This is a genomic window from Halorussus amylolyticus (genome assembly GCF_004143485.2).
Classification (GTDB): Archaea; Halobacteriota; Halobacteria; order Halobacteriales; family Haladaptataceae; genus Halorussus; species Halorussus amylolyticus.
In genome coordinates this window covers 76,319-101,362 of record NZ_ML974136.1, presented here as the reverse complement: position 1 = coordinate 101,362, position 25,044 = coordinate 76,319, and the positions used below count along the sequence as shown (strand labels likewise).

At 63.5% G+C, this 25,044-nt stretch carries 23 protein-coding genes and 1 pseudogene; 8 read left to right on the top strand and 16 right to left on the bottom strand.

Going from position 1 to position 25,044, the window contains the following annotated elements; genetic code table 11:
• The first annotated feature begins 380 nt into the window (after positions 1-380).
• The 3 genes from EKH81_RS13770 to EKH81_RS13760 all read left to right on the top strand — a co-directional run bounded on the left by EKH81_RS13770 (position 381) and on the right by EKH81_RS13760 (position 3,668).
• Positions 381-1,490: a tRNA (guanine(26)-N(2))-dimethyltransferase gene (locus EKH81_RS13770; protein WP_132059019.1), complete on the top strand. Its 1,110-nt coding sequence runs from the start codon at positions 381-383 to the stop codon at positions 1,488-1,490.
• A gap of 74 nt (positions 1,491-1,564) precedes the next feature.
• Complete coding sequence (locus EKH81_RS13765; RefSeq protein ID WP_132059018.1) at positions 1,565-2,806, top strand: YihY/virulence factor BrkB family protein; 1,242 nt, start codon at positions 1,565-1,567, stop codon at positions 2,804-2,806.
• Between the two features lie 34 nt (positions 2,807-2,840).
• Entirely contained in the window at positions 2,841-3,668 is an 828-nt protein-coding gene (locus tag EKH81_RS13760) for a phosphatase PAP2 family protein (RefSeq protein ID WP_132059017.1), read from the top strand.
• A gap of 19 nt (positions 3,669-3,687) precedes the next feature.
• On the opposite strand, the gene glnA is transcribed toward EKH81_RS13760, so the two are convergent.
• Positions 3,688-5,058, bottom strand: coding sequence for a type I glutamate--ammonia ligase (glnA, locus tag EKH81_RS13755; RefSeq protein ID WP_132059016.1), 1,371 nt, complete (start codon positions 5,056-5,058; stop codon positions 3,688-3,690).
• 125 nt (positions 5,059-5,183) lie between these two features.
• On the opposite strand from glnA, the gene lrp reads away from it, so the two are divergent.
• Both lrp and EKH81_RS13745 read left to right on the top strand, forming a co-directional pair.
• The gene (gene lrp / locus EKH81_RS13750) at positions 5,184-5,642 is read left to right on the top strand and encodes an HTH-type transcriptional regulator Lrp (RefSeq protein ID WP_132059015.1); all 459 of its coding nucleotides are present in this window, start codon (positions 5,184-5,186) and stop codon (positions 5,640-5,642) included.
• A 121-nt stretch (positions 5,643-5,763) separates the two neighbouring features.
• Positions 5,764-6,420 (top strand): helix-turn-helix domain-containing protein, encoded by a 657-nt coding sequence (locus tag EKH81_RS13745; protein WP_132059014.1) that lies wholly within the window; start codon positions 5,764-5,766, stop codon positions 6,418-6,420.
• Positions 6,421-6,681: 261 nt separating this feature from the next.
• Here the strand turns inward: EKH81_RS13745 and thsA are convergent, their stop codons facing one another.
• The 10 genes and pseudogenes from thsA to eif1A all read right to left on the bottom strand — a co-directional run bounded on the left by thsA (position 6,682) and on the right by eif1A (position 17,489).
• The gene (gene thsA / locus EKH81_RS13740) at positions 6,682-8,346 is read right to left on the bottom strand and encodes a thermosome subunit alpha (RefSeq protein WP_132059183.1); all 1,665 of its coding nucleotides are present in this window, start codon (positions 8,344-8,346) and stop codon (positions 6,682-6,684) included.
• A gap of 194 nt (positions 8,347-8,540) precedes the next feature.
• Positions 8,541-9,347: a glycerophosphodiester phosphodiesterase gene (locus EKH81_RS13735; RefSeq protein ID WP_132059013.1), complete on the bottom strand. Its 807-nt coding sequence runs from the start codon at positions 9,345-9,347 to the stop codon at positions 8,541-8,543.
• Entirely contained in the window at positions 9,344-10,468 is a 1,125-nt protein-coding gene (locus EKH81_RS13730) for an ABC transporter ATP-binding protein (protein WP_132059012.1), read from the bottom strand. The genes EKH81_RS13735 and EKH81_RS13730 overlap by 4 nt, the downstream gene beginning before the upstream one ends.
• 38 nt (positions 10,469-10,506) lie before the next feature.
• Positions 10,507-11,388, bottom strand: a complete 882-nt coding sequence (locus EKH81_RS13725; protein WP_132059011.1) for a carbohydrate ABC transporter permease — start codon at positions 11,386-11,388, stop codon at positions 10,507-10,509.
• A 7-nt stretch (positions 11,389-11,395) separates the two neighbouring features.
• On the bottom strand, positions 11,396-12,289 hold the full coding sequence (locus EKH81_RS13720; protein WP_132059010.1) for a carbohydrate ABC transporter permease: 894 nt from the start codon (positions 12,287-12,289) through the stop codon (positions 11,396-11,398).
• A 20-nt stretch (positions 12,290-12,309) separates the two neighbouring features.
• Complete coding sequence (locus EKH81_RS13715; protein ID WP_162224630.1) at positions 12,310-13,701, bottom strand: extracellular solute-binding protein; 1,392 nt, start codon at positions 13,699-13,701, stop codon at positions 12,310-12,312.
• A gap of 310 nt (positions 13,702-14,011) precedes the next feature.
• The gene (locus EKH81_RS13710; RefSeq protein ID WP_132059008.1) at positions 14,012-14,560 is read right to left on the bottom strand and encodes a KH domain-containing protein; all 549 of its coding nucleotides are present in this window, start codon (positions 14,558-14,560) and stop codon (positions 14,012-14,014) included.
• Between the two features lie 65 nt (positions 14,561-14,625).
• Positions 14,626-15,812 (bottom strand): annotated as a pseudogene (locus EKH81_RS13705) (tryptophan--tRNA ligase).
• Positions 15,813-16,021: 209 nt separating this feature from the next.
• Positions 16,022-16,879 carry a serine/threonine-protein kinase Rio1 gene (gene rio1 / locus EKH81_RS13700; protein WP_132059007.1) on the bottom strand — a complete coding sequence of 286 codons (858 nt, stop codon included), beginning with the start codon at positions 16,877-16,879 and terminating at the stop codon, positions 16,022-16,024.
• Positions 16,880-17,198: 319 nt separating this feature from the next.
• Positions 17,199-17,489 (bottom strand): translation initiation factor eIF-1A, encoded by a 291-nt coding sequence (gene eif1A / locus EKH81_RS13695; protein ID WP_132059006.1) that lies wholly within the window; start codon positions 17,487-17,489, stop codon positions 17,199-17,201.
• 101 nt (positions 17,490-17,590) lie between these two features.
• On the opposite strand from eif1A, the gene EKH81_RS13690 reads away from it, so the two are divergent.
• From EKH81_RS13690 to EKH81_RS13680, 3 genes are all read left to right on the top strand, one after another.
• Positions 17,591-17,794 carry a DUF7470 family protein gene (locus EKH81_RS13690; protein ID WP_132059005.1) on the top strand — a complete coding sequence of 68 codons (204 nt, stop codon included), beginning with the start codon at positions 17,591-17,593 and terminating at the stop codon, positions 17,792-17,794.
• A 98-nt stretch (positions 17,795-17,892) separates the two neighbouring features.
• On the top strand, positions 17,893-18,144 hold the full coding sequence (locus tag EKH81_RS13685) for an antitoxin VapB family protein (protein ID WP_132059004.1): 252 nt from the start codon (positions 17,893-17,895) through the stop codon (positions 18,142-18,144).
• Positions 18,125-18,526: a PIN domain-containing protein gene (locus EKH81_RS13680; protein WP_162224629.1), complete on the top strand. Its 402-nt coding sequence runs from the start codon at positions 18,125-18,127 to the stop codon at positions 18,524-18,526. Before EKH81_RS13685 ends, EKH81_RS13680 begins: the two co-directional genes overlap by 20 nt.
• Before the next feature lie 33 nt (positions 18,527-18,559).
• On the opposite strand, the gene EKH81_RS13675 is transcribed toward EKH81_RS13680, so the two are convergent.
• From EKH81_RS13675 to EKH81_RS13655, 5 genes are all read right to left on the bottom strand, one after another.
• Complete coding sequence (locus EKH81_RS13675; RefSeq protein WP_132059002.1) at positions 18,560-19,540, bottom strand: tyrosine--tRNA ligase; 981 nt, start codon at positions 19,538-19,540, stop codon at positions 18,560-18,562.
• Positions 19,541-19,638: 98 nt separating this feature from the next.
• Positions 19,639-19,917: a hypothetical protein gene (locus tag EKH81_RS13670; protein ID WP_202935148.1), complete on the bottom strand. Its 279-nt coding sequence runs from the start codon at positions 19,915-19,917 to the stop codon at positions 19,639-19,641.
• A 68-nt stretch (positions 19,918-19,985) separates the two neighbouring features.
• The gene (locus EKH81_RS13665; protein WP_132059000.1) at positions 19,986-20,351 is read right to left on the bottom strand and encodes a MarR family transcriptional regulator; all 366 of its coding nucleotides are present in this window, start codon (positions 20,349-20,351) and stop codon (positions 19,986-19,988) included.
• A 156-nt stretch (positions 20,352-20,507) separates the two neighbouring features.
• A complete protein-coding gene (locus EKH81_RS13660; RefSeq protein WP_132058999.1) occupies positions 20,508-22,517 on the bottom strand; it encodes a DUF460 domain-containing protein in 2,010 nt (669 codons plus the stop codon).
• A gap of 239 nt (positions 22,518-22,756) precedes the next feature.
• Positions 22,757-24,892 (bottom strand): 5'-nucleotidase C-terminal domain-containing protein, encoded by a 2,136-nt coding sequence (locus EKH81_RS13655; protein WP_132058998.1) that lies wholly within the window; start codon positions 24,890-24,892, stop codon positions 22,757-22,759.
• Between the last annotated feature and the right edge of the window lie 152 nt (positions 24,893-25,044).

The following is a 25,044-nucleotide window of genomic DNA, read 5'->3' as shown; positions in this document are numbered from 1 at the left end:
TCCTCCTGCCGTGTGTTCTTCGTGGCGGGGGCGCCCCCGCGGCGGCCCCCCCCCCCGCCACCCCACCTCGGAACCGCCAGTCCGACTAACCTGAAATACGGCTGAGCCAACATCGAACGCGACCAGCGGACCAATCCACGAGACAGCGCACCGAAGGTGCGCGCACGAGCAGTCGCACCGCGAGCGTCAGCGAGCGGACTTTTTGGTCTCTTCGTGAGCGATGCGAACGAAGGCTCGTGGGAGCGTCGCTCCCACGGTGCAGATTTTTGCGCCGAGTGGTGCCGCAACGTCCGAACGAAGTGAGGGCGTGAGGACACCCGAGGCGGAAAAAGGTGGGTAATATCGGTTCGCTTTTCGCCGCGGGGTCCCGACTCAGGAGTATGAACGTCCGGGAAGGCGCGGTCGAGGTCGAAGTTCCCGAGCAGACCGACGAGGGAATCGGCGACGAGGTGTTCTTCAACCCCGTCCAAGAGCTGAACCGCGACCTGACCGTCGCGACCCTGCGGGCCTACCGCGAGCGCGAACCCCGCGCCGAGACGTATCTCGACGCGACGGCCGCCAGCGGCGTCCGCGGCACGCGCGCGGCCGCCGAGGGGTGGGACACGACCCTCGCCGACATCGACCCGGACGCGGTCGAACTCTGTCGTCGGAATCTGAAGCGCAACGACCTCGACGCCGAGGTGGTCCAGCGCGACGCTAACGCGGTGATGCACGACTCGGTGTTCGACGTGGTGGACATCGACCCGTTCGGGACGCCGATTCCCTTCGCCGACGCCGCGTTCGCCAACACCCGGGATTTGGTCTGTGTCACCGCGACCGACACCGCGCCGCTCTGTGGCGCACACTTCAAGAGCGGCGTCCGGAAGTACAGCGCAATCCCGCGCAACACCGACTACCACACCGAAATGGGCGTCCGGATTCTGCTCTCGGCGCTCGCACGCACCGCCGCGCGCTACGACGCCGGCGTGACGCCCGTCCTCACGCACGCGACGAGTCACTACGTCCGGACCTACCTCGAACTCGACCACAGCGCGACCGACGCCAACGCCGCGATAGACGAGTTGGGCCACGTCTACCACTGTGAGGACTGCCTCTACCGCGAACACGATTCGGGCCTCATCGCGGACCCGCTCGATTCGTGTCCCGAGTGCGGCGGGAATCGGATGCTGACCGCCGGACCGCTGTGGCTCGGTCCCGCCCACGACGCCGAGTTCGTGGCGGCGGTCCGCGAGGAAGTGGACGACGAGATGGGCACCGCGACTCGCGCGGTACGCCTGCTCGACGCGCTCGAAGACGAGCGCCACGAGCCGACCCACTACGACCAGCACCGACTCTGCAAGGAGTGGACCCGGTCGGCGTCCGGCATGGACGAGTTCCTCGCCCGACTCCGGGACGTCGGTTTCCCGGCGTCGCGCACCCACTACGGCGGAACCACGTTCAAGACACCGGCGACCGTGACAGAGATACGCGAAGCGACACGAGTCGAGTAGGTCGGAGGCGTCGGAACCGAGCGCCCGCGCGAAGTGCCAATGAATATTTGTATCCCGTCAGCGAAATACGTCGCGTGCCCAGTCGATTCGGAAGCGCCGTGAGCGTCGGCCGGTCGGTCTTCGAGGAGGTCCGTGAGCAGGACGTGACGTTTCTGGCCGCGAGCATCGCGTACTACGCGTTCGTCTCGCTCATCCCCCTGCTCGTCCTCGCGTTCGTAGTCGCCTCGTTCGTCGCCGGCGAGGCGTTCGCCGAGCAGGTCGTGACACGGGCGTCGGGCCTGCTGACCGCGACCGGCGAGGAGCAACTCCGGGAGTTCATCCTCGAACCCTCGGGTCGCGGCGGGACGACCGCAATCGGACTGGTCGTGCTGGCGTGGAGTACGCTCAAGGTGTTCCGCGGACTGGACCAGGCGTTTTCGGCCATCTACGCCACTGAGGGGGCCGCGAGCATCGTGGACCAACTCAAGGACGGGGCGACCGTGCTGGTCGCAATCGGGGCCGCGGTCGTGGTTCTCGTCGCGACGGGTGCGGTCACCGCGCTGTTCCCCGAGTTCCCGTTCGTCGGCGTCGTGACGACCGCGATTCAGTTGGCCGCGCTCGTTCCCGTCTTCCTCCCGCTGTACGTCGTCTTCCCCGACGCGAACGTCTCGGTTCGGGAGGCGCTCCCCGGAGCGGTCGTGGCGACCGTCGGGTGGACGACCCTGCAGGTGCTGTTCCGCATCTACGCGGAGTTCAGTTCGACCGGTCCCTCGCAGTTTCTCGGGACCGCGCTGTTGTTGGTGACGTGGCTGTACTTCGGGAGCATCGTCCTCCTGCTCGGTGCGGTGGTGAACGTCGTGGTGGCCGACCACGGCGGGTACGCCGAGCGAACCCGCGACCCCGAATCGGCCAGAGTCGAACGGAAACAGGAGTTACTCTCCCGATACATGACAGACGACGAATCCGCTCCCGACATCGTGGACCTCCGCGACGAACTCCGGGAGCTGCGAGCCGACGTGGAATCGTTCGAAGACGACATCGAATCCCGCACCGTCGAGAAGCCGGAGGTGGAGTCCGAACTCAAGCGGTACGTCCGCAGGCAGATGCGCAAGGGACGCGCCCGCGGGTGGGGTCCGTACCTGGTCCTGCTGTACGGGACCGCGATGACCATCGCGGCGTTCGTCGAACTCACCGGCGGGTGGGCCATCGCCGCGATGGTCGTCATCTGGCTCTCGACGCTCGGACTCTACGTCCTGATGGTGTTGACCGGAGTCAGCGTCAGCGCGCTCGGCCTGCCGAGGCGAATCACCGACCGCGTCCGCGATTTCAGGTCGTAGCGTATAACTGACCGGACGAACGACGTGAGCGCGAATGAGTGACCGAAGCTTCGGCGTGACGGAGACGCTCGCCGAGACCCTCCCCCCCATAGTCCGAGACGCGTTCACGGTGGTGACCCAACTCGGCGATGCGTGGTTTCTCATCGTCGTTGCGGCGCTGCTCTACTGGTTCGACGACCGCGAACGCGGCGCGTTCGCGGTCGCGACCGTTCTCGGCGCGCTCGCGCTGACGGTGACGCTGAAGGGCGCGTTCGCGCTCCCGCGCCCGCCAGCCGAGTTGCAGGTGGGCCACGCCGAAAGCTACGGCTTCCCGAGCGGTCACGCAATCGCCTCGACCACGCTGTGGGGACTGCTCGCGCTCGTGGTCGAGCGCGGGACGCGCGCGCAGCGCGCGACGGTCGCCGCGGCCGCGGTGATAGCGGTCACGTCCGCGCGGGTCATCATCGGAGTTCACTACGTCGTGGACGTGGTGGCGGGCATCGCGGTCGGACTGGCCTACCTCTGGGTCCTCCTGCGGGTGACTCGTTGGAACCCCACCCGCGCGTTCGGCGTCGTGACTGCAATCGCAGTCGCGGGGCTGGCGACCAGCGGTTTGACCGCGGATTCGGTCGCGTCAGTCGCGGGCGTGACGGGCGCAACCGCGACGTGGCTCGCGCTCGGGACGGCCCCCGACGGGCGGGTCAGTCCCGCGACCGCGGTCGCGGGACTGGCGGCGCTCGGTGCGGTCGGCTACGCCGGAACAGGACTCGACCTTCCACTCGTGGCCGTGTTCGGCCTGAATCTGGTGGTGCCCGCGGGAATCCTCCTGCTTCCCCTAGTGGTCGAGCGCGCGAAAAAAGCCGGAGTCGGAACGCCGAGTTAGCAGAAACCGAAACGCCGAATTAGAACTTTTCGAGGTACTTCTCTTCCTCCCACGACGAGACGTGGGTCTTGTAGTCGGCCACGTCGGCGCGCTTTGCTTGCGCGAACTTCTCGGTGACGTGTTCGCCGAGCGCGTCGGTGATGACCTCGTCTTCCTCCAAGGCATCGACCGCCTCGCCGAGACTGCCGGGGAGCGTGTCGATGCCGTACTCCTCGCGTTCGGCCTCGCCGAACTCGTAGATGTCCTCCGAGACGGCCTCGCCGGGGTCGGCGTCGTTCTCGATGCCGTCGAGTCCCGCGCTGATGACCGCGGCGAGCGCGAGGTAGGGGTTGCACGACGGGTCGGGACTCCGAATCTCGAACCGGGAACTCGCGCCCGCGGCGTCCGGAACCCGGATGAGCGCCGAGCGGTTCACGTCGCTCCACGCGATGTACACCGGGGCCTCGTAGCCCGGCACGAGGCGCTTGTAGGAGTTAATCGTCGGGTTCGTGACCGCGGTGAACGCCTGCGCGTGGTTCAGCACGCCGCCCATGAATTTGTAGGCGACCTCCGAGAGATTGTAGTCGTCGTCTGCGTCGGCGAAGGCGTTGCCGTCCTCGTCGAACAGGCTGATGTGGCTGTGCATGCCCGACCCGTTGATGGCGCTGATGGGTTTGGGCATGAACGTGGCGTGGATGTCGTTCTGCTCGGCCACGGCCCGGACGACCGCCCGGAAGGTGGCGATGTTGTCGGCGGCCGAGAGCGCGTCGTCGTACTTGAAGTTGATTTCGTGCTGGCCGTCGGCGACCTCGTGGTGGCTGGCTTCGATTTCGAAGCCCATCCGTTCGAGCGTGAAGATTATCTCGCGACGAACGTCGCTCGCGAGGTCCTTGGGTGCGAGATCGAAGTAGCCGCCCGAGTCGTGGGGCGTGGTCGTCGCCTTCCCGTTCTCGTCCTTCTCGAACAGGAAGAACTCGGGTTCGGGTCCGATGGAGACCGTGTAGCCCATCTCCTCGGCGTCGGCGAGGACGCTCTTGAGGACCTGACGGGGACCGCCCTCGAACGGCGTCCCGTCGGTGTTCATCACGTCACAGATGAGCCGCGCGCTCGCGGAGTCGCCGTTCGAGCGCCACGGGAGCACCGTGAACGTCTCGGGGTCGGGTTCGAGACGCATGTCGCTCTCCTGAATCCGGACGAACCCCTCGATGGAGGAGCCGTCGAACCAAATTCCTTCCTCGAACGCCTTCTCGACCTGCGACGCCGGAACGCTCACGTTCTTGACAGTCCCCGTGATGTCCGTGAACTGGAGCCGAACGAAATCGACGTTCTTCTCCTCGATTTCGTCGAGTACGTCCTGTTCGGCCGCTGTTAGCCCCGATTCCTCACCGGCTGCGATTTGTCCATCCGTCATCTTTGTCGTCAGTATCTACGACTACGTCCACTACTAAAACGTTGCTGTTCCGCGCAATTCTGTCTTTCGGCGCTAGAATTGGATATTCGTAAAATTCTAAAGGGTGGGGTACGTCGGTGAACGTAATGACGTACGAAAATCTCGACGCGAAGTTGGTGAACGCGCTATTGGGCGACGGTCGAGCGAGTCTCCGAAGTCTCGCCGAGGAACTCGACGTGTCGGTGACGACGGTGTCGAACCATCTCAAGGACCTCGAATCGCAGGGCGTCATCGACGGCTACACCCCGAAAATCGACTACGACGAACTCGGCTACGACGTGACCGCGATTCTCCAACTCAAAGTCGAGGGCGACGCGCTCCCCGACGTGACCGAGAGCCTGCGCGGTCACGACCAGATGATAAGCGTCTACGAGGTCACGGGCGACTACGACATCATCGCTGTCGGGAAGTTCTCCGACACCGACGGCATGAACAGCCACATCAAGACCCTGCTCAACGACCCAGATATCAAAGAGAGCAACACCAGCGTCGTGTTGAACGCCGCGACCGAACACGAGCAGTTCGAACTCGACATCGACGACTGATAGTGATTGCTGTGACTCCCTCCCGGGAGGGAGTCACAGCAATCACTATGCGACCCGGACACGTAAGCGAACTGTCCGGCGACCGATACACTTTCAAACGACGGAGAGAAGATAGGCCGTAATGAGCCTCATCGCCGAGTTCTCGCTTCGGTCCCCCGACCTCGCGTTGGCGGGCACGCTCGACGCGGCCCCCGACACGACCGTCGAACTCGAGCATCAGATGGGGACTCAGGCCGACGACCCGCTCACCGTCTTCTGGGCGTCCGGCGGCGACTTCGATAGATTGGAAGCGGGTCTCGAACGCGACGAGACCGTGTTGACCGACGAGGTCATCGAGGAGTTGGGCGACAGGCGACTGTATCAGGTCCGACTCGACGCCGACAATCTCGTTCCAATCTACCCCCACTACCAGCGACTCGGGGCCGCACCGCTCGCCGCGACCGGAACCCACGAGGGGTGGCAGCGCCGGGTTCGGTTTCCCGACCGCGAATCGGTGATTCGAATGCGCGAGTACTGCACCGAACGCGACGTGAGCTTCTGCCTCCACCGACTCTACACACCGGGCGACTCCGAAATCGAGGACGAGTTCGGGCTGAGTCCCGAACAGCGCGAGGCGCTGACGGCCGCCCACCGCGCGGGCTACTTCGACGTGCCCCGGCAGGTGTCGCTCGACGAACTCGGCGACGAACTCGACATCAGCGGCCAGTCGGCGTCCGAGCGCGTTCGGAGAGGGACCTCCCAGTTGCTCACGAACACGCTCCTGAGCGACTTCTCCTGAGCGACGTCTCGTGAACTGAGTCTGCGAGACCGGCGTCACCGCTGGTCGAGCACTTCGACGAAGAAGCAGGAACTCGAAGAGCGATAGCGAAGTCAGACGACAGCACGCGACGACGCCCGAAAATCGGGCGGGCGTGCGGTCGGCGAATGCGGTGCGATTCGGTGCAGCGTCGTCAGAGCGGAACTCCGACGATGTTTTCGATGGGGTGTTTGCCAGCGCAGGACCGCAGAGTCGGGGCGGTCCAAGCGTCGGCGAGCGACCTTACATCGCGCCGCCCATACCGCCCATGCCGCCCATGCCGCCGCCCATACCGCCGGGCGCGCCGCCGGGGCCGCCAGCGCCGCCGTCGCCGCCGTCGTCGCTATCGACCTGACCGCCCTTGAGGTCGCCCGCCGCAATCACGTCGTCGATGCGGAGGAGCATGACGGCCGCTTCGGTCGCGGACTCGATAGCTTGGGTCTTGACGCGGAGCGGTTCGACGACGCCGTCGGCTTCCATATCGACGACTTCGCCTGTGTAGGCGTCGAGACCCGACGTGAACTCGCCAGCGTCGTGCTGGCTGCGGAGGTCCACGAGCGAGTCGATGGGGTCGAGACCCGCGTTCTCCGCGAGCGTGCGCGGGATGACTTCGAGCGTGTCGGCGAACGCCTCGACAGCGAGCTGTTCGCGGCCGCCGACGGAGTCGGCGTAGTCCCGAAGTTCGAGCGCGAGCTCGGTCTCGGGCGCGCCGCCGCCGGGGACGACTTTGCCGTCTTCGAGCGTGACGCGGACCACGCCGAGGCTGTCGTCGATTGCGCGCTCGACTTCGTCAACGACGTGTTCGGTGCCGCCGCGGAGGATGAGGCTCACGGACTTGGCCTCTTCGACGTCCTCGACGAAGATGCGCTGGTCGCCGCCGATGTCCTTCTGGGCGACGCTTCCGGCGAAGCCGAGGTCGTCTTCCTCGATGTCCTCGACGTTGCTCACGAGGTTCGCGCCGGTCGAGCGGGCGAGCTTGCTGAGGTCGTCGGACTTCGCGCGGCGGACGGCGATGATGCCCTCCTCGGCGAGGAAGTGCTGGGCCATATCGTCGATGCCGCCGTCAACGAAGACGACGTCGGCGCCGACGTCCACGAGATTGTCCACCATCTCGCGGAGCTGTTCTTCTTCCTGGTCGAGGAACTGCTGAAGCTGGTCGGGGTCGGTGACGTTGACTTCGGCGTCGATTTCGGTCTCCTTGATTTCGAGCGCCGAATCGACGAGCGCGACGTTGGCGTCCTCGACGAAGTAGGGCATGTTCTCGTGGACGCGCTCCTTGTCCACGATGACGCCCTCGACGAGTTCGGACTGGTCGATGGAGCCGCCGACGACCGTCTCGACTTTGACGTTGCCGGTGTCGATGCCGTCGTCGTCGGCCACGCTCTGGACCGCGCGGACGACGAGTTCGGCGAGGTGGTCCTTGGCGTTCTCCGCGCCCTTACCGGTCATCGCGGTGGCCGCGATTTTCTCGAGCGTCTCGGTGTCGTCGGCGCTCACGTCGATGGCCTTCTCTTCGAGGAGTTCCTTGGCCTTCTCGGAGGCCTGTCGGTACCCCTGCGAGAGCGTGGTCGCGTGGATGTCCTGTTCGAGGAGTTCCTCGGCCTTCTCGAGGAGTTCACCGGCGACGACGACCGCGGTGGTCGTGCCGTCGCCGACCTCGTTCTCCTGCGTCTCGGAGACTTCCACGACCATGTTGGCCGCGGGGTGCTCGATGTCCATCTCCTTGAGGATGGTGACGCCGTCGTTCGTGACGACGACCTCGCCCGTGGAGTCCACGAGCATCTTGTCCATTCCCTTCGGGCCGAGCGTGGTGCGGACGGCCTCCGCGACCGCGGTCCCGGCGGTGATGTTCATCGACTGCGCGTCCTTTCCGGAGGTTCGCTGGCTGTCCTCGGAAAGTACTATCATCGGCTGATTGCCCATTCGCTGTGCCATAGTCACCTGATAGATTGATTGCCATTCTATATAAACGTTTCCCTACCAGTCAGCGAACCGGTGGTACGGGGCCGGAAACGTGATATGGTAATGCTTAACACAGTTGCTTTTATACGAGTGTTCGGCGGCCTTCGAGCAGTCCGCAATCGAGCGGCATCCGGACCGAACTACTCTTCGAACGTCGCCGCCGAGTCCCCGCTAAAGCCATCGACGTCCATCTCGCGAGTGACGGCGTACTGGCTGGACGACGCCAGCGTTCCGGTGTTGACCCACAAGCCGACGTCGTGGGCGACTTCGAGGGCGTTCGTCTCGACGAGGAACTGATACGCGAAATAAATTCGGTCGCAGTTCATCGAGACGGCCGTCTCGACGGCTCTGCTCGGTTCGCTCACGCCGACGAGCGCGACGTCGACCTCGTCGGACTCGCGTGCGTCGTCGGCCTGCATCACGATGGTCGGCTGAATCGCCGAGAGGATGACCTCGTGGTCGTACTCCGAGACGACGTTGAGGACGTCGGTCGCGATGTCGTGGTGCTTGAGTTCGACGTTGACCGCGACGTCAGTCGGGATGACGTCGAGCATCTCCTCCAACAGCGGAATTCGCTCGTCGGAGTCCAGCACCCGCAGTTCCTGGAGTTCGTCCCACGACATCTCCGAAACGGTCCCGCTGCCGTCGGTCTTTCCGTCCACCGTCTCGTCGTGGAAGACCACGATTTCGCCCGAGCCACACCGTCGCACGTCGATTTCGAGTTGGTCGGCCACCTCGACCGCCTCCCGCGCCGCGAGACGCGTGTTTTCGGGATAGTCCTCCGCGAAACATCGATGGGCCTGAATCGGTCGGTCGTTGCCCTGACTATCCTCGTCACCGCTACTATCGCTCTCGTCACTGAACTCCTCGGTGACCGCCGAACAGCCAGCAAGCGACCCCTCGATACCGACCAGACCCGCCAGAAGAAGCCGTCGCCTCGCATTCATTCGAGAATCGCCTCGGTTCGTGCCTGCTGGCCCTCCGAGTGATACACAGTCCGGCCGTCGTCGGGGTCGAAGAGGTGTACTCGCCGGTCGTCCACGTTCACGCCGATGGAGTCGCCGATTTCGTACGACGCCCGCGAGTCCGTGAGGACCCGAAGCGTGTCGTTTCCGACACGACAGTGAACGAGGAGTGCGTCTCCCTGTGGTTCAGTGACTTTGACGGTCCCGTCGATGTGGGCGCTCTCGTGCTGGGATTCCCCGACGACGTGGAGGTCTTCGGGTCGGACGCCCATCGCGAACTGGCGCTCGGCCAGACCCTCACCCGACGGAAGCGGGACTCGGAACTGTTCGTGAGTCGCGAACCAACGGTCGCCAGCGTGCTCGACGAGCACGGGCACGACGTTCATCGCGGGACTCCCGACGAACTCCGCCGCGAACTGCGTGTTCGGAAAGTCGTACAGGGTCTGGGGCGAATCGACCTGTTGGATTTCACCGTCGTTCATCACCGCGACGCGTTGGCCGAGGGTCATCGCCTCGGTCTGGTCGTGCGTGACGTACACCGTCGTCGTCCCGATTTCCTTGTGGAGTTGCTGTAACTCCGCGCGCATCTGGTCGCGGAGCTTGGCATCGAGGTTGCTGAGCGGTTCGTCGAGCAGGAACACGTCGGGGTCGCGCAACAGCGCCCGCCCCATCGCGACGCGCTGTTTTTCGCCGCCCGATAGCTCGGCTGGCTTGCGGTCGAGGAGGTCGGCGATATCGAGGATGTCCGCGGTCTCCTCGACCCGCCGGTCGATTTCCTCGTCGGTGAACGACCCGACGGAGTTCATTCCGAAAGTCATGTTCCGGCGGGCCGTCATGTGCGGATACAGCGCGTAGTTCTGGAACACCATCGCGACGTTCCGGTCTTTCGGCTCCCAGTCGGTCACGGCGGTGCCGTCCAGCACGACGTCGCCTTCCGTGGGCGTTTCGAGGCCCGCGATGGTGCGCATGAGCGTGCTCTTGCCACACCCGCTCGGACCCACCAAGACGAGAAACTCCCCGTCCTCGATGGTGAGCGAAACGCCGTCGATTGCGGTCAGTGAGTCGAATTCCTTGACGAGCCCGTCGAGTTCGATTCGTGTCATGTTTCAGTGATTTTCATTGGTGTGTTTCCTCTCGTCGGTCAGTTCGCTTGAATGCCGAGCGTCCGGATAATCGGTCTGTGGAAGGCGACGAGGATGACGAGCGGCGGAATCAGCGCGAGAACCGACCCGGCCATGATGATACCCCACTGGGTGAGGCCCGCGTCGGCGGTTCCCTGGATGTAAGCGATTCCAACCTGAACGACCTGCTTTTGCCTGTCGCTCACGATTATCAGCGGCCAGAGATACTTGTTCCACGCGCTGATGAAGTTGATAACGACGACACCAGCCAGAATCCCCTTCGACATCGGAATCAGCACGTAGACGAGGAATTTGAGGGGGCCGACGCCGTCGAGTTTGGCCGTTTCGAGTATCGAGTCGGGAATCGCTCGGAAGTGCTGGCGCAACAGGAACACCGACGTCGCGCTGGCGACGTAGGGACCCGACAGGCCGAGCACGGAGTTTCCCCATCCGAGGTCGGTGACGAGGTTGTAGAGAGGGACGATTCGCACCGGGAACGGGAGCATGAGCGTCAGCAGGATGGCGACGAAGACGACGTTTTTGTAGGGGAAGTCGTAGTACACGAGCGCGAGCGCAGCGAGCAACGAGAACGTGACTTCCCCGGTGACGATAATCGAAGCCATCACGAACGTGTTCGGAATGTAGGTCAGGAAGTCGTACTCGGTGAGGACGGTGTCGTAGTTCGACAGCCCTTCCGACCCCGGAGCGAGGTTGAACACCTGATATATTTCCACCGTAGACTGGGTGCTCATCAGCACCGCCAGCACGATGGGCGACAGCGACAGCGTGACCAACACGAACAGCGGGACGTGAACGGTCACCCACGGTGGAACCGAGAGGAAGTCTCGAACGGTGCTCGGGTCGGACTGGGCCGAATCGCTTGTGACTGTGGGTTTCGACATCGTGTACTCACCCGTAGTAGGCGAACTTCTCGACTTTTTTAAGCTGGACGTACATGAGGACGCTCACGACGAGGAACAGCACGATGGACTGGGCGGACCCCAGACCGAACTGATTGTACGTGAACGAGTCCTGGTAGAGATTGAAGATGAGGAGGTTCGTCGCCTCGTTCGGCCCGCCGCCGGTCATGATATCGACCAACGAGAAACCGCCGAAGAACGACCGAATGCTGTTGATAATCAGGAGGAAGACGAGCGTGGGCGATATCAGCGGCAGGTAAATCCTGACGAGTCGCTGTGTCCGTCCGATGCCATCAAGTTTGGCCGCCTCGTCGAGGCTCTCGGGAACCAGTCCGAGAGCGGCCACGAGGAAGATGACGTTGTACCCGATTCCCTTCCATATCGTCGCGGCGGAGACGAGCAAGAACGCCTGCGTCCCATCGACGTGCCAGTTGAGCGAGACCCCGAACAGCACTTCGAGGACGTTGGTGAAGATTCCCAGTTCGGGGTGGAAGATGAAGTTCAGAATCGAACCGGCCACCGCCATCGGGAGCGCGTACGGCCAGATAGCCGCGATGAGGTACCACGAGGAACCCCGGACCGTCTCGTGAATGAGGAACGCCAGGTACGTCGAGACGAGCAACGACCCGGAGACGGTGAGTACGGCGAACCACGTGGTGACCCAGAGGCTGTTCCGGTATCTGTCGGAAGTCAACAACTGTTCGAAGTTCGACAGCCCGACGTACTCAGCGTTACCGAGCAACTGCGTCTCCTGCAACGCGAGGTCGATAGTCTGGACGAAGGGGTAGTAGAGGAACACCGCCAGCACGGTGAGCGTCGGAAGCACCAGGAGCGCGGCCTGCCACTTGGACTCGAATATCTCCTTTCGCTGGATAGTACTCATTGGTGACGTGTAATGAGGATTTACGCCGAGCGCGCGAGGAGTTCGTCGACGTCGCTCTTGACGTCCGAGAGGACCGAAGAAACGTCCTCGCCGTCGAACATCCGGTCCGCGCCGTTGCTCAACAGGTCTCGGACCTGTCCGTGGTCTTCGATTAGCGCACCTCTGGTGGCCGGGGTATCCTCCGAATCGAGTAACTGGTCCATAGCGAGACGCATGCCGTCCTGCTCCTCGAACCACCCGTCGTCTTCAAGTATCTCGATGCTGTCCTTGTGGACCGGATAGTAGCCGGTACCTTGGTGCCATCGGGCCTGCTGTTCGGGGCTTGCAACCCACTTCGCGAACTCGCCCGCCGCCCTCGCAGTCTGGTCGTCGATTCCTCGGGGCACGAACATGGCACCGCCGCCGATGAGCGCCCCGGCCCACGTCTCCTCGGACGACGGAACCTCCAGAAGCCCCATCTCGTAGCCCGCTTCCTCCGCGGCTTGGCGCTGGGCGACGATGTTCGAGGAGGAGTCGATGAGCATCGCGGCGTCCTGATTGACGAACGCCTGTCTGGCGTCACCCCAACTGTCCGAGAGCTGGTAGAGGTCGTCGTCGTAGAGGTCCATCCACCAGGTGTAGAACCGCTCGGCGGCGTCGGAGTCGAGATTGACCTCAGTCGGAGCCTCGGCCCGACCGTTCTCGTTGTTGACGAACGGCTGATTCTGGAGCGCGAACCAGTTCTCGACGAACCACGTGATGTTGCCCCACGTGGCACCGCTGTCGAATCCGGCGTCGTCCACGATAGCCTCACAGACGTTTCGGAACTCCTGGAATGTGGGTTCGTACTCCTCGCCTTCGGGGTCGAGTCCGGCCTCCTCGAAGGCGTCCTTGTTGTACATCAGCACGGGAGAGGAGGCGTTGAACGGGAGCGCCATGAACTGATTGTCCTCGCCGACTCGGTAGTAGTCGAGCGCGGCCCCGATGTAATCGTCCGGGTTCACGTCGTCGATTATCGACTGAATCGGCTGGAACGACCCCGAGTTGTACGTGGGCACGGTGTGAACCGCGTTGAGGTGCGCGAGTGCGGGCGGGTCGTTGTTTCGGATGCCTCGCAGCGTCGCGTCGAAGGTTTCGCCGTAGGAGCCTTCGTGGGACGAACTGAGAGCCACGCCTTCGGTCTCCTCGCCGTACTCCTCGGCGAGCGTGGCGACAAGGTCGCCTTTGTCCCCGCCAATCGAATACCACACCGACAGCGAGGCGTCGTTCCCGCTGTCGTCGTTTCCATCGTCGGCGTCGTCGCTCCCGCCGGTATCGTCGGTGTCGGCGCTTTCGTCGCCGCCCCCATCGACATTGTCGGTGCTTCCGTCGTCCCCGTCGTCGCCGCTCGAAGAACAGCCAGCCAGTGCGACAGCTCCTACGGTACCAGACATCGAGAGGAATTTTCGCCGCGATAACAGGTCTGACAGACGGTCTGAGTCGTGTACCATCAGTAGCACCGGAGGAGAGTGGCAATAAATCTCTTAATATGAGTTATATTTGGACGTACCACTAGAGATGTATGACCCTATATCAGACATATCAGTTGGAAAGATATATAGATTTTAGAATAATTCCAGAGTGTAATTGAAATACTAAGATAGTTTGGGCATGAATATTTTATTTCCGAGCCGTCACGACGCTTGCCGCGGCGTCCGCACGGAACACCACTTCAACGAACCCGCGACCGACCGCCGGAACCGTTCAGCCCGTGAACTTGTGGAACTCCATTCCCTGCCGCTTCATCTCGTTGCGCTTGCGTTCGAGGAACGAGTACACCGAGCCGTGGGGCGCGCCGTCTAAGAGCATCTCGGCCGCGCTCCGAACCGCATCGACCTGCTGTGGCTGGCCGATGACGCCGAGCGTGGTGCCGTAGATGACGACGTTCGCGCCGGTCAGTTCCTCCATGAGCTGTCGCGTCCGGCCGTTCTCGCCGATGAGCCGACCCTTCTGTCGCTGGAGGTCGTTCTTGTTCCGGGCGGCGGCGTCGATGTCGATGATGTCGAACAGCATCATGTCGTCTTCCAAGAGCGCGAGCGCCTCCTCGGGCGCGAACCCGCGGCCGATGGCCTTCACCACTTCCGGGCCTTTGAGGCCGCGAACGGGGTCGCCGGTCTTTTCGACCTCGACCGACCCGTTCTCGGAGTCGATGTCGAGTCGGACCTCCGCCCGACTCTCGATTTCGCGCATCGTCTCACCCCCTTGGCCGATGAGAACGCCGATTCGGTCCTGCGGAATCTTCACGTGTTGCATGAGTGTGTGTAGTCGCTCGGGGTGTTTTAAGGCTTTGTCCCGATATTCGGGTAAACCTCCCTCGGTCAGTCGTTCGGGTCACTCGAACAGTCGAGCCCCTCCGGTCGCGCCCGCGTACGTTCGTCCTGAGTAAGCCGGTACGGTTCGAGTTCGGATTTCAGGTCGCCGAGCGCGGCCCGGCGCTCCTGATGAGCTTCGAGGAAGTCCGCGATTTTTTCGGCCGCATACGCCTTGAGTTCGCCGCTCAGAAGGTCGCCCGAGCGATACTCCTCGGCGAGACGCTCGACTACCTCGTCGTCGTCCTCGAAAAAGTAGTAGAGCAGTTGGTACGCGACGTCCACCTCGGGGTCGCCGCCCAGTTCGCGGTGGGCATCGATGCTCGACCGGCCGCCAGAGTAGGCGTGCGTCTGTATCTTCTGCTCGACCGTCTCGCGGTCGTCGGTCAGGAAAATCGCGGGCGCGTCTCCGGAACTGCTCATCTTCCCCGGTCCCGAGAGCGTGGGCAGAAATTTGCTCAGCAGGGCCGCGGGCTTGTCCACGCTGAACACCTCCTTCCCCGCAACGTCGCGCGCGAGTCGGACGTGCGGGTCTGGTCGGCCGCGATTGGCACGAGGCTGGCGTGTCGCCCGTGGACCAACTGGGGCAGGAGGAGGTGGGCGATTTGAACCGCCGGGTAGAACGCGAGACCGACGTTGTCGGGTCGGCCGTAGGTCGCCTCCATCGTAGACTGGGTGACGTGCTTGGCGAACTGGACCGCGAGGGGGTACACCACATCGGCGTCGGCGGTGTCCACGACGATTCGCGTCTTTTCGGGGTCGAATCCCACAGCGAGGAGGTCCCGCAAATTCTCGCGGGTGTGCTCGCCGATTTCCGCCACCGAGAGGTCCTTCGCGAAGTACTTTTCGTCGTCCGAAAGCGGAACGTAGACGTACGCGCCGGTGTGGTCCTGCAGGTGCTTGGCGAAGTAGAACGGCATGACGTGGCCGAGATGCATCGGTCCCGAGGGGCCGCGTCCCGTGACCAGCGAGACGGTTTCGCCGCCCTCTACTGCGCCGAGAAAGCGGTCCACATCCCGACCCGCGTAGAACACCCGCCGCCGGACCAGCGGGTGGACCGGGTTGGGGAATCGCTCAATTTGGTCATCTATCAGTTCGTCCGCGCCGAAGCGGTCGAGGAGTTCGGCGTAATCTATCTCGCCCTCGACCGCGTAGGGCGTGACGGTGAAGTCGTCTGAAGTCGTGTCTTCTGGCATTGCTGTGGATGTGTGGTGAATACGGGTCGCTGTCGCTCGAAACTCGATTCGCGAAAAAGCGAGTGAGCGCCGTCATCCTCGTACGAGCGGTGAAGCCGTCCCGCACGCGGTCACGACACTGTCCGCTCTCCGGGCGTCTGCCAGCGCCATGTCGAGAGAGCGGACTCCATCGCTATCAGGTAGTCACTTCCGAAATTTGAACGTTTCGGTCAGTCGTCGGCGTGCTCGTGAATCCACGCTTCCAGTTCGTCGCCCTGAACGTCCATCCCCTGTCGCTGGAAGAACGAGGCGATGTTCGCACAGTCGCGGGTCAGAAACTCCCCGCTGTTGGGGTGGTGTTTCGTCACGGCCTGCCCGAGGTCGATGATACAGAGTTCGCCGTCGTGGACGATGATATTGTACTCGCTCAGGTCGCCGTGGACGAGTCCGGCGGCGTAGAGTCGCCGCATGTACTCTCGGACTACCTCGAAGGCCGTCTCGGGGTTTTCGAGGTGTGCGTCGTCGAGTGTGGGCGCGCGCCGGTCTACGGTGCCGAGGAGTTCCATGACGAGGACGTTCCGCTGGACGGCGATGGGTTCGGGGACTCTGACCCCGGCCTTCCGTGCGCGCTTGAGATTCGCGAACTCCTTTTTCGTCCACGCCAGCACGACGCGCTTTTTGTTGCCGCCGAGTTCCTCGAATCGAGGGTCGCCGACGAGATACTCGCGCATGTCCCGGAAGTCCGAGGCGTTGATGCGGTAGATTTTGACCGCGACTTCACCCCTGTCCTCGCTCCCGAGGGCGGTGTACACCGTCGCTTCCTTCCCCGAGGAGAGCGGGCCGCCGAACGCCTGCACGTAGCCGTCCTGGACCAGTTTGTAGAGCGCCGCGAGGGTCGCGTCGTCGAACACCGACTGCTCGACTTTGAACTGCTCGGTGTCCGTCAGGCGCTCGCGGAACTCGTTGAACTCGCGGTCGCGCTTGCGGGCGATTCTGTCGGCCTCCGTGTCGGATACGTCTATCTCCTCCCACTCGTCGCCGACGCCGTCGACGTTCTCGGGTTCGAGTAGACCGTACTCCTCGGACATCTATCCGACTTACCGGGTCCAGCGGTAAAAGGGTGCGTTTTGGGGAGGTGACGGGAGTTCGCCCGCTTCGCGTCGAGGACTCACTCCTCGAAGAAACGCCGAGGCGACCCCTTCTTCGAAGAGTCGCTCGTCTGGCTTTCCCACGAGGCGCACCAGCAGTTCTACCGCGACGAACGAAGTGAGGAGCGGACCAAGGAACCCTCGACCGAGGAGATACGGCGGCAAAGCCGCCGTATCTCCGAGGGAGGGGGTGACGCAGTGTTTTTCATGAACGTTTTGCAAGGGCGCGCCTCTCGGGGCGCGCCCGCGGCAAAAGGTTCTATTGGATGTGCCCTTCGCTCCGAAGTTGGTCGGCGTCCTGCTTCTCGTAACGCCACGTGATGTCGGCCTTCTCGTCCTGCCAGTCCCACGGTTCGACGAGGACCACGTCGTCCTCTCGAATCCAGATTCGCTTTTGCATCTTTCCGGGAATCCGTGCCGTGCGCTCTTTGCCGTCCGCACAGCGTACTTTCACGCGATTCGCGCCGAGCATGTTGGTGACGGTGGCGAACACCTCGTCGTCGTCGGGCATGCGGAGGTTCTTCCGCCGTCCGCCGTCGTTGTCACTCATACGTCCGCATTTGTCGCGGGAAGGTTTAAATATGCCGCAGACAGCGTAGAACCATGTCCGGAGCAACGGCTTTTAAGTCGCCGCCGGACTCACCCCGAAGTATGCTGGACAAACTCGGTGCGAAAGGCATCTTCGGCGTCCTCCTCCTGCTCGGGGGAATCGCCGTCATCGCGCTCCAGAACCTCCTCATCGCCGCCGGAATCGGGCTGGTAGTGGTCGGCTTCGTCCTCGTCGCGTGGGGACTGATTTCGGGGCTGATGGCGAGCTTTGGGATGGGCGGAATGATGGGCGGCGGCTTCGAGTAATAGGTTCGAATAGCACGCAGTTCTTTGCCTCCGGAGAGTAGCGCCGCCCGGGCTATCCCACCCGGAACTTTATCAGCGAAAACGCACAACTGTCGGATATGGCCACTGAAGACCGGACGAAGACGACTATCTCGCTTCCCGACGAGGTGTACGACCGCCTCGAAGCACGCAGGCGAGACGGGGAGAGTCTCGTGGAGGTCATCGACCGTCTGATGGCTGACGACGAAGCGACTATCTACGATGGATTCGGCATCCTTGCGGAGACCGACATCGAGAGCGCCGTCGCAGAGGTCAAGCGTGAGATGGACGAGGATTTCGAGAAGCGAATCGATGAAGTGTCTCGACAGTAGCTTTCTGGCGGATTACACTCGGGGACGGGCCTCAGCGATACGCTACCTCGAAGAGCGCGGCGACGAGGACCTCGGAGTGCCGACGATTGCACTCTACGAACTGTTCGCAGGTCGTCTCGCAGTCGAAAGCGACGTTACACTCGACGACTTCGACCGGGCGTTCGACTGGACTACGGAAATCGGGTTTACCGACGCGTACGCTCTCGAAGCGGCTCGGGTTCGTCAGGAACTGATGGACAGCGGCCAGCGGATTCAACATCCGGATATGCTGTTAGCCGGAGTCGCGCGCTCGCTGAATGCGACAGTCGTCGCTTCAGACCGGGATTTCGAGCGAGTCGAGAATTTGTGCGTCGAGAATCACCGCAAGATGTTTTCTAAGTGAATGTATCGGGTCGGGGGCGCTCTGTCCAAAGCGCTACTGCTCCAGTTCTCGCAGTTTCTCGCGACCCGGCGCGACCAGTTCGTCCAGATAGTTCGCCAGCGCGCCCTTGGCGTCCGCCGGGTGGAGTTCGCCGCTCTCTAAATCGTCGGCCAGCGCCTCGTAGTCGTCGTACTCCAGATTCCCGCCGTACTTCTCGGGACGCTCGACCACGACCCGTTCGAATCGCGGGAAGACGTGGTACCGGAAGATTTCGAGGACGGGATTTTCGAGGTCGCCCTCGGGGTCGCGGGTCGGCGGGCAGAACGCCGAGTTGACCTTCTCCTCGATGTCCGCTGTGGAGTCTTCCATCGAGATGGTGACGCCCGAACTGCTCGACATCTTCCCCTCGCCCGTGCCGAGGTCGGCGAGGATGGGGGTGTGGAGACAAGGACGCGCTTCGTACCCGATTTCGGGAAGCTCCTCGCGCATCAGCATGTGGACCTTCCGCTGGTCGAGGCCGCCGACCGCCAAATCGAGGTCGAGGTACTCGATGTCGAGCGCCTGCATCAGCGGGTAGACGACGTGGCTGACCTTCGCGGTCTCGCCGCCCTGAATCTCGGCCATCGCGCGCTGGGCGCGGTTGAGCGTGGTGTCGAGTTCGAGTTTGTGGAGGTCGAGCGCGTAGTCGTCCTCTAGCTGGTACTCCGACCCGTAGACGAACTCGGTGTTCTCCTCGTCGAGTCCGTACGCGAGGAACTGCTTGCGCATCTTCTCGGCGGTCTCCTCAATCTCCTCGAAGGTGCCCTTGCCGTTGAGGTAGGCGTGGACGTCCGCGAGCAGAATTACGACCTCCATTCCGGCGTCTTGGAGGTCGATAAGCTTATTCGCGGTGAGCATGTGCCCGATGTGGAGTACGCCCGACGGCTCGTAGCCGACGTACACCCGCTTGCCCTCGGGGTTTTCCGCGAGGTCTTGCACCTCCTCGTCGGTGACGACCTCGTCGGTGTTCCGCGTGATGAGTTCGTGAGCGTCCATACGCGAGGTGTGTCCCGCGCGCGGCTTTAGAGTTCCGGGACTCTGCTGGCGTCTCGCACGGTAAGTATCGTGGGCTGAGAGAGGTGAAATTACGAACGTCAGTCCCGACCTCGGCGAGAGCCGTCGAGATAGTCGAGTGCATCGTCTGTGATTCTATCCACGAACTCGGTCGTGAGCGACCCTTGCGTGAACTGAATCTGTCCTGATTTGAGCGTGCCGAGGAGCCACGGCGAGCAGTACGACTCCTCGTCAGGGGGCTGTCCTCCCTCGACCCAGTGGTCGTCTTCCACTGCGTGATTGACGGGGAGTTCGGAAGTGGTCAGCGCCGCACAGAGAAATTCGCCCGGGAACGGAAGCGGTTCGACCGAGAGAATCAACCACGGCCGCGGATTTGCACTTGCTTTGAACGGGTCGGGTGCAAAAACGACATCGCCGCGTTCGTTTCTCACTCGTTCTCACGGCCACGGTCAGCCCCATCGACGGCGTACTCGGCCCACTTCCCGACATCGAACTCCTCGTCGTCGTACTGGCTCGCAGTTTCGGAAGTGAGGGCAGTACCGCTTCGAGCGGCGACCTCGTGGTCGCTTACGCGCCAGTAGTTAGCTTTGTGTTCGACTGCTCCCCGCTCCTTTAATCGCTTGAGAGTCGGCCCGACGCTTCCGCGTTTGACGCCGGTTTCTTCGACAATTTCGGTCTGCGTGTACGCCTTGTTCTCGTTGCGAATCAGAAAATCGAGAATACGCTCTGCGTTGCTTCCGGGCAGTGGTCCATCGTCGCTGATTCGCTCGAACGTGTCTTTCGTAATCGGCATTCTGCGACTCTTATCACGAATTTACTGTATCGAGCGTATTAATTGTATTGCTCGTATCGAAAGCCGAGACGTATTATACGTATCATCAGTATCTTCGCCCAGGACTCTACTCCATCGAGCGAGCTACTGCAAAAGATTGGCGACGAGAAACCGGCGCTACGGACTCTGCCCGCTCGCACTTGACGACCGCGAATCGTAGTTGCGTTCGGCCCGGTGTTCGCTGATGAGTTGGTCCAACTGCTCGGCCTTCTGCTCCTTGCGGCGGTCCTCCGCGCGCGCCTCCCAGTCCCCGATGACGGCTTCGACCTCGCGCTCGCGCGTGACCGCCAGTTCGTCCACCTCCTGAATCGTCACGTCGTCGGCCGGGCCGACCGGTATCTCGTTCTCGAACAGCACCTCGTCGGCCACGTCCGAGAGGCCGCCCCGACCCACGAGGACGACCTTGGGTTCGACCGCGACGAGGCGCTCGACCGTCGAGCGACCCGCGCCAGAGGCATCACGGAGGTACACCACGTCGTCGGTCGCGAGTCCGAAGCGTTCGTGGGCCGACTCGATGGCCCCCGTGGTGAACTTCTCGACGGGCTTGACCGGCACGAGACCGGCCTTCTTCTCGGCCACGTCGGCGAAGTTCGAGTGGTCGAGTTTCCAGAGTTCCTTGAGTCGGGCGAGTTTGCCCTCCAGCGACTCGATTTTCTCGTCGCGCTCGTCGAGTTCACGTTCGAGCCTGGCGTTCTCGCGTTCGAGTCGGGACACCTCGCGGCGCTCGCGAACGTCCTTTCGCTCCTCGCTCCGGGCGGCTTCGAGGTCGCCTTTCAGTTGGCCGATACGACCCTCCTTGCTTTCGAGCGTCTCGTTCAGGTCCTCGACGTGGGATTCGAGGCGCTCGACCTGCGACTCTAACTGCTTGATGCGCTTTTCTTCGGCCGTGAGCTCGCGCGGTTCGTGCTCGGACTCCTCAGACTCGGATTCCTCGTCGTCCGAGAGGTCCGCGAGCGCGGTTTCAACTGTCTCGCCGCCCGCGACCACGCGCGCGGTGACTTCCCCAACGTCTTCGCTCGGCGGGACCTTGCCCGCGATGCGCTCGAATCGCTCCTCGTGGGCGTCGAACGCGTAGAGCGCCGCAGCCATCGCATCGCGCTCGTGGTCGTTGTCGTAGTCGTGGTCACGGGTCCGGTGTTGCTTCTCGTCTATCGGGAGGTCCGAGTTCGGTTCCCACCCCGCGGCGTCGAAGCTCCGGCGTATTTTCTCGACCGTCTCGGGCATCGGTTCCACGTCGGCCGCGACGACGATGGGTCGCCCGCGCTCGATTATCCACTCGATGACCTCTGCAGTGTCGGCGGTCCGAGTACTGAGAACGTCGAGCACCTCGCCGCCTAAATCCACGACCGCGACCGCAGTCGTCGTACCGGGGTCGATACCCACGAGGACGTGGTCCCGGCGCTTGGCGAGGGGTTCGAACTCGATGCCGTCCCTGCGGACGCGCTCGACTTCGACCCGCACGTCGCCCGACCGACGGTTCGAGACCGGGATGTCCTCGGGTCGGGCTTCGACCGTGAAGACCGCGTTCGAGAGGCCGCCGTACTTCTCGGTCGCGTCCTTCTCGTAATCGAGTCCGGCGCTATCGAGGTCGGACTCGATTTCCCGGCTTCGCTTGCGGACCGCACCGTGCATCCGGCGGGTGTAGCGGTCCTCGCTCCACCCGCCCTTTCCGGTCGAGCGCCCGCGAGAGACCTTGACCTCGGTGGTGTCGTCGAACGCCGACACCTCGTAGCCGACGTTTCCGGCCGCGAGTCGCGCGGCGGCCTCGGCTTCGGCCATCGGCTTCTTGTCGTAGGGCACCCCGTGGCGCGAGGCGACCCGCGAGAGGGGTTCGGGCCGCTCGGCTCCCGTGACCTGCACGAGTCGGGTCCCGTCCGGGAGACCGCCCAAGAAATGAACGAGCGCGTCCTTGTCGGGCGCGAGTTCGTACATGTTGTCGGTCGCCACGAGCGCGGGCTCCTCGCGGTCGATGAGTCGCCGGAGCTTTCGGTGGCTCACCACGTCGCGGTCGATGTTCTCACCGTCGAAGGCGACGAGCGCGTAGGAAGGTGCGTCGCCGCGAACGTCCCCGCTCTGAACGTCCACGCCGAAAACGAGCGTGTCGAGGGCACTCGTGCGCGTGTTCACGCCAACGGATAGGGTCCCGCCGGATATAAATCCGGCGCGGGAACGGGGACGGGGCGTGCGAATCGCGGCCACTCGGTCGCGATTCGCACGCGAGTCTCGTGCCCTCGGTGTCCGCTGTATCCCGACTCCATTTTCAAAGCCGACTTCTGCAAGTTGCGCGCGCTGGCGCGCCCGGAACCGGGCGCGCCAGCGCGTCCCGACTTCGGGAGGCGGTCGAGCGATTACGGGGAGTCAGCCGATTACGCACGCCGAAGCGCCACGAACGCGGCTCCGAGAAGCGCGAGAACCGCGGTCGCGGGCGTGAATCCGGGCACGCCGCCGTCGGAGTCGGTCGCGGTCGTGGCGGTCGTCGCTTCGCCGCTTCCGGTGCCCTCACCACCGCCCACCGTCGTGGGTTCGGTGGTCGTCTCGGTAGCCGTCGTGGCTGTCTCGGCCGTCGTGGCTGTCTCGGCCGTCGTGGTCGTAGCCGTCTCCGTCGTCTCCTGTGCGCCGACATCGCTGGCCGAAACCTCCGCGTTCATCACGGAGTGGTCGAAGTAGACGCGCTCGTACTCGGCGGTGTCGTACTCGCCGTACACCTGCACGTCGTCGCCGCCCGACAGTTGCCGGAGGTCGGCCGCGTCGAACGCGACTTCGACTGTCTCGCCTTCGAGCGAGACCTTCTCGGCACCGAGTCGGTCGTGGTCGGCGTTTCTCGCGTGGAAGTCGCCGGTGACGTTCTCGGTGCCCTCGGGCGCGTCGAACGCGACCGTGGCGGTGCCCTCGTCCACCTCGACCGAGTCGGTCTCGACCTCGGCGTCCACGCGCCGGATGCGGTCCTCCTCGACTTCCTCGACGGGACTGTTGTCTTGGACGTACTCCAGCAGGGCGGTGCCGTAGAGCATGTCAGTCTCCTCGACGACCGTGGCGTTCTCGAACACCGAGTCGTCCCACCCGGCCATGTAGGAGTTGACCGTGACGGTGTACGTCTCGTCGTCGTCGAGCGGTTCGCCGTTCACCCACGCGTCCCGAATCGTCTCGTCGGTGTCGTTGTGACCGACCCACTCGTAGGTCACGCCGCTGACCTGGAGGCTGGGTTCGGCCCCGAACTGCTGGCCCTCCTCGCTTTCGAGCGTGACGACCTGACTCGCGAGGAGCTCGGTGAGTTGCGCGCCGGTGAGTTCGACGGTTACGAGCGTGTTCTGGAACGGCAGAACGTTGTACACGTCGCCGACGCTCAGATTGCCGGGACCGTAGGCGGCGTCCGACCGGATGCCGCCCGCGTTGGTCACCGCCACGTCGGCGTCGGATTGGGCGCGGAACGCGTCGCCGATGACGTTGCCCAGCGTGGTGTCGTCGTGATAGCTCGCCGACGCGCTCGCGTCGAGTTCGACCTCGGTCCGGCCCGCGCGCTTGTCGAGTTCCTCGTCGCGGGCGTCGGTGATGGCGGTCGCCACCGTCTCGTTCTTCGAGACGTTCTCGGTCACGTCGAGCAGGCGACCGTCCCACGCGGTCACCTCGCCGTCCGCGACCGTGAGATTGATTTCGCTGACGTGTTCGGCGCGGGCCTCGGACTCGGTCACGACCGCACCGCCGACCTCTCGGGGCGGGTACTCCTGTTCGTCGTCGCCGACCACGACGACATCGACGTTGTCGGTCGTGTTCGCGAGGTTCTCGGCGACCGGAATCCCGAGGTGGGCCGACACCACCACGACATCGACGCCCTCCTCTTCTTTGAGTTCGGTCGCGTACTCGCTCGCTACGTCGGAGTAGTTCCGAAGTTCGTACCCCTCCTCGTCGAAGTCGGTCGCGGTCTTCGACTGGAGTTTCTCGTCGGCCACGCCGACGATGCCGATTTTCGTGTCGCCGCGTTCGACGACGTGGTACGGTTCGGTTCCGGGCATGGTCTCGCCGGTCTCCTCGTCCACGAGGTTGGCGAGCAACCACGGGTACGACGAGGCTTCGCTGAAGTTCTCGACCGCGTCGAAGCCGTAGTCGAACTCGTGGTTCCCGATAACGTCGGCGGCGGGGTCGAGGACGTTCATCCCCTCGACCGGCACCTCCCACTGACTCAGCGGCGACAGCGAGTGGGGACCCATCTCGTCGCCGCCGCCCACGACGACCGTCGGATTGTCGTGGGCCGCGCGGCGCTCGTCGATGAGAGTCGCCATCCGCGGCAGGGTGCCGTTCTCGGCCGCCGCGGTCTGGACGTCGTTGTACGACAGGACCGTGACGGTGGTGTTGTTCTCCGAGGCCTGCGCCGCGGCGGACGACGCAGATATGGTACTCGGTTGGAGCGTCTCAGTTTGCTGGTCTGTCGCGGTCGCCCCCGCCGGTGGGGCCGCCCCCGCGACGACCAGACACAGAATCATCGTCAGCACTATCGAGCGTTGCATGCAATGCGCAATTACGAGAATATTTTGATAAGCGTTGGCTATTTTTTCTCGGTTAGACAATAAATATCACAGAGGTCGCGTCGGCGTTCGCCCCGGCGAACGCCGACGTCGCGCCCTGACCAGCGAGATACCCAGGGCCTCAGTGCCCGCCG

Bases quoted from the DNA above. Each gene is read 5' to 3' on its own strand.
- EKH81_RS13720 (WP_132059010.1), bottom strand. From the start codon at position 12,289: ATGAGTACTATCCAGCGAAAGGAGATATTCGAGTCCAAGTGGCAGGCC.
- EKH81_RS13665 (WP_132059000.1), bottom strand. From the start codon at position 20,351: ATGCCGATTACGAAAGACACGTTCGAGCGAATCAGCGACGATGGACCA.
- EKH81_RS13685 (WP_132059004.1), top strand. From the start codon at position 17,893: ATGGCCACTGAAGACCGGACGAAGACGACTATCTCGCTTCCCGACGAG.
- EKH81_RS13680 (WP_162224629.1), top strand. From the start codon at position 18,125: ATGAAGTGTCTCGACAGTAGCTTTCTGGCGGATTACACTCGGGGACGG.
- rio1 (WP_132059007.1), bottom strand. From the start codon at position 16,879: ATGTCCGAGGAGTACGGTCTACTCGAACCCGAGAACGTCGACGGCGTC.
- thsA (WP_132059183.1), bottom strand. From the start codon at position 8,346: ATGATAGTACTTTCCGAGGACAGCCAGCGAACCTCCGGAAAGGACGCG.
- lrp (WP_132059015.1), top strand. From the start codon at position 5,184: ATGACGTACGAAAATCTCGACGCGAAGTTGGTGAACGCGCTATTGGGC.
- EKH81_RS13710 (WP_132059008.1), bottom strand. From the start codon at position 14,560: ATGCAACACGTGAAGATTCCGCAGGACCGAATCGGCGTTCTCATCGGC.
- glnA (WP_132059016.1), bottom strand. From the start codon at position 5,058: ATGACGGATGGACAAATCGCAGCCGGTGAGGAATCGGGGCTAACAGCG.
- EKH81_RS13655 (WP_132058998.1), bottom strand. From the start codon at position 24,892: ATGCAACGCTCGATAGTGCTGACGATGATTCTGTGTCTGGTCGTCGCG.
- EKH81_RS13730 (WP_132059012.1), bottom strand. From the start codon at position 10,468: ATGACACGAATCGAACTCGACGGGCTCGTCAAGGAATTCGACTCACTG.
- EKH81_RS13715 (WP_162224630.1), bottom strand. From the start codon at position 13,701: ATGTCTGGTACCGTAGGAGCTGTCGCACTGGCTGGCTGTTCTTCGAGC.
- EKH81_RS13760 (WP_132059017.1), top strand. From the start codon at position 2,841: ATGAGTGACCGAAGCTTCGGCGTGACGGAGACGCTCGCCGAGACCCTC.
- EKH81_RS13745 (WP_132059014.1), top strand. From the start codon at position 5,764: ATGAGCCTCATCGCCGAGTTCTCGCTTCGGTCCCCCGACCTCGCGTTG.
- EKH81_RS13690 (WP_132059005.1), top strand. From the start codon at position 17,591: ATGCTGGACAAACTCGGTGCGAAAGGCATCTTCGGCGTCCTCCTCCTG.
- EKH81_RS13725 (WP_132059011.1), bottom strand. From the start codon at position 11,388: ATGTCGAAACCCACAGTCACAAGCGATTCGGCCCAGTCCGACCCGAGC.
- EKH81_RS13735 (WP_132059013.1), bottom strand. From the start codon at position 9,347: ATGAATGCGAGGCGACGGCTTCTTCTGGCGGGTCTGGTCGGTATCGAG.
- EKH81_RS13770 (WP_132059019.1), top strand. From the start codon at position 381: ATGAACGTCCGGGAAGGCGCGGTCGAGGTCGAAGTTCCCGAGCAGACC.
- EKH81_RS13675 (WP_132059002.1), bottom strand. From the start codon at position 19,540: ATGGACGCTCACGAACTCATCACGCGGAACACCGACGAGGTCGTCACC.
- eif1A (WP_132059006.1), bottom strand. From the start codon at position 17,489: ATGAGTGACAACGACGGCGGACGGCGGAAGAACCTCCGCATGCCCGAC.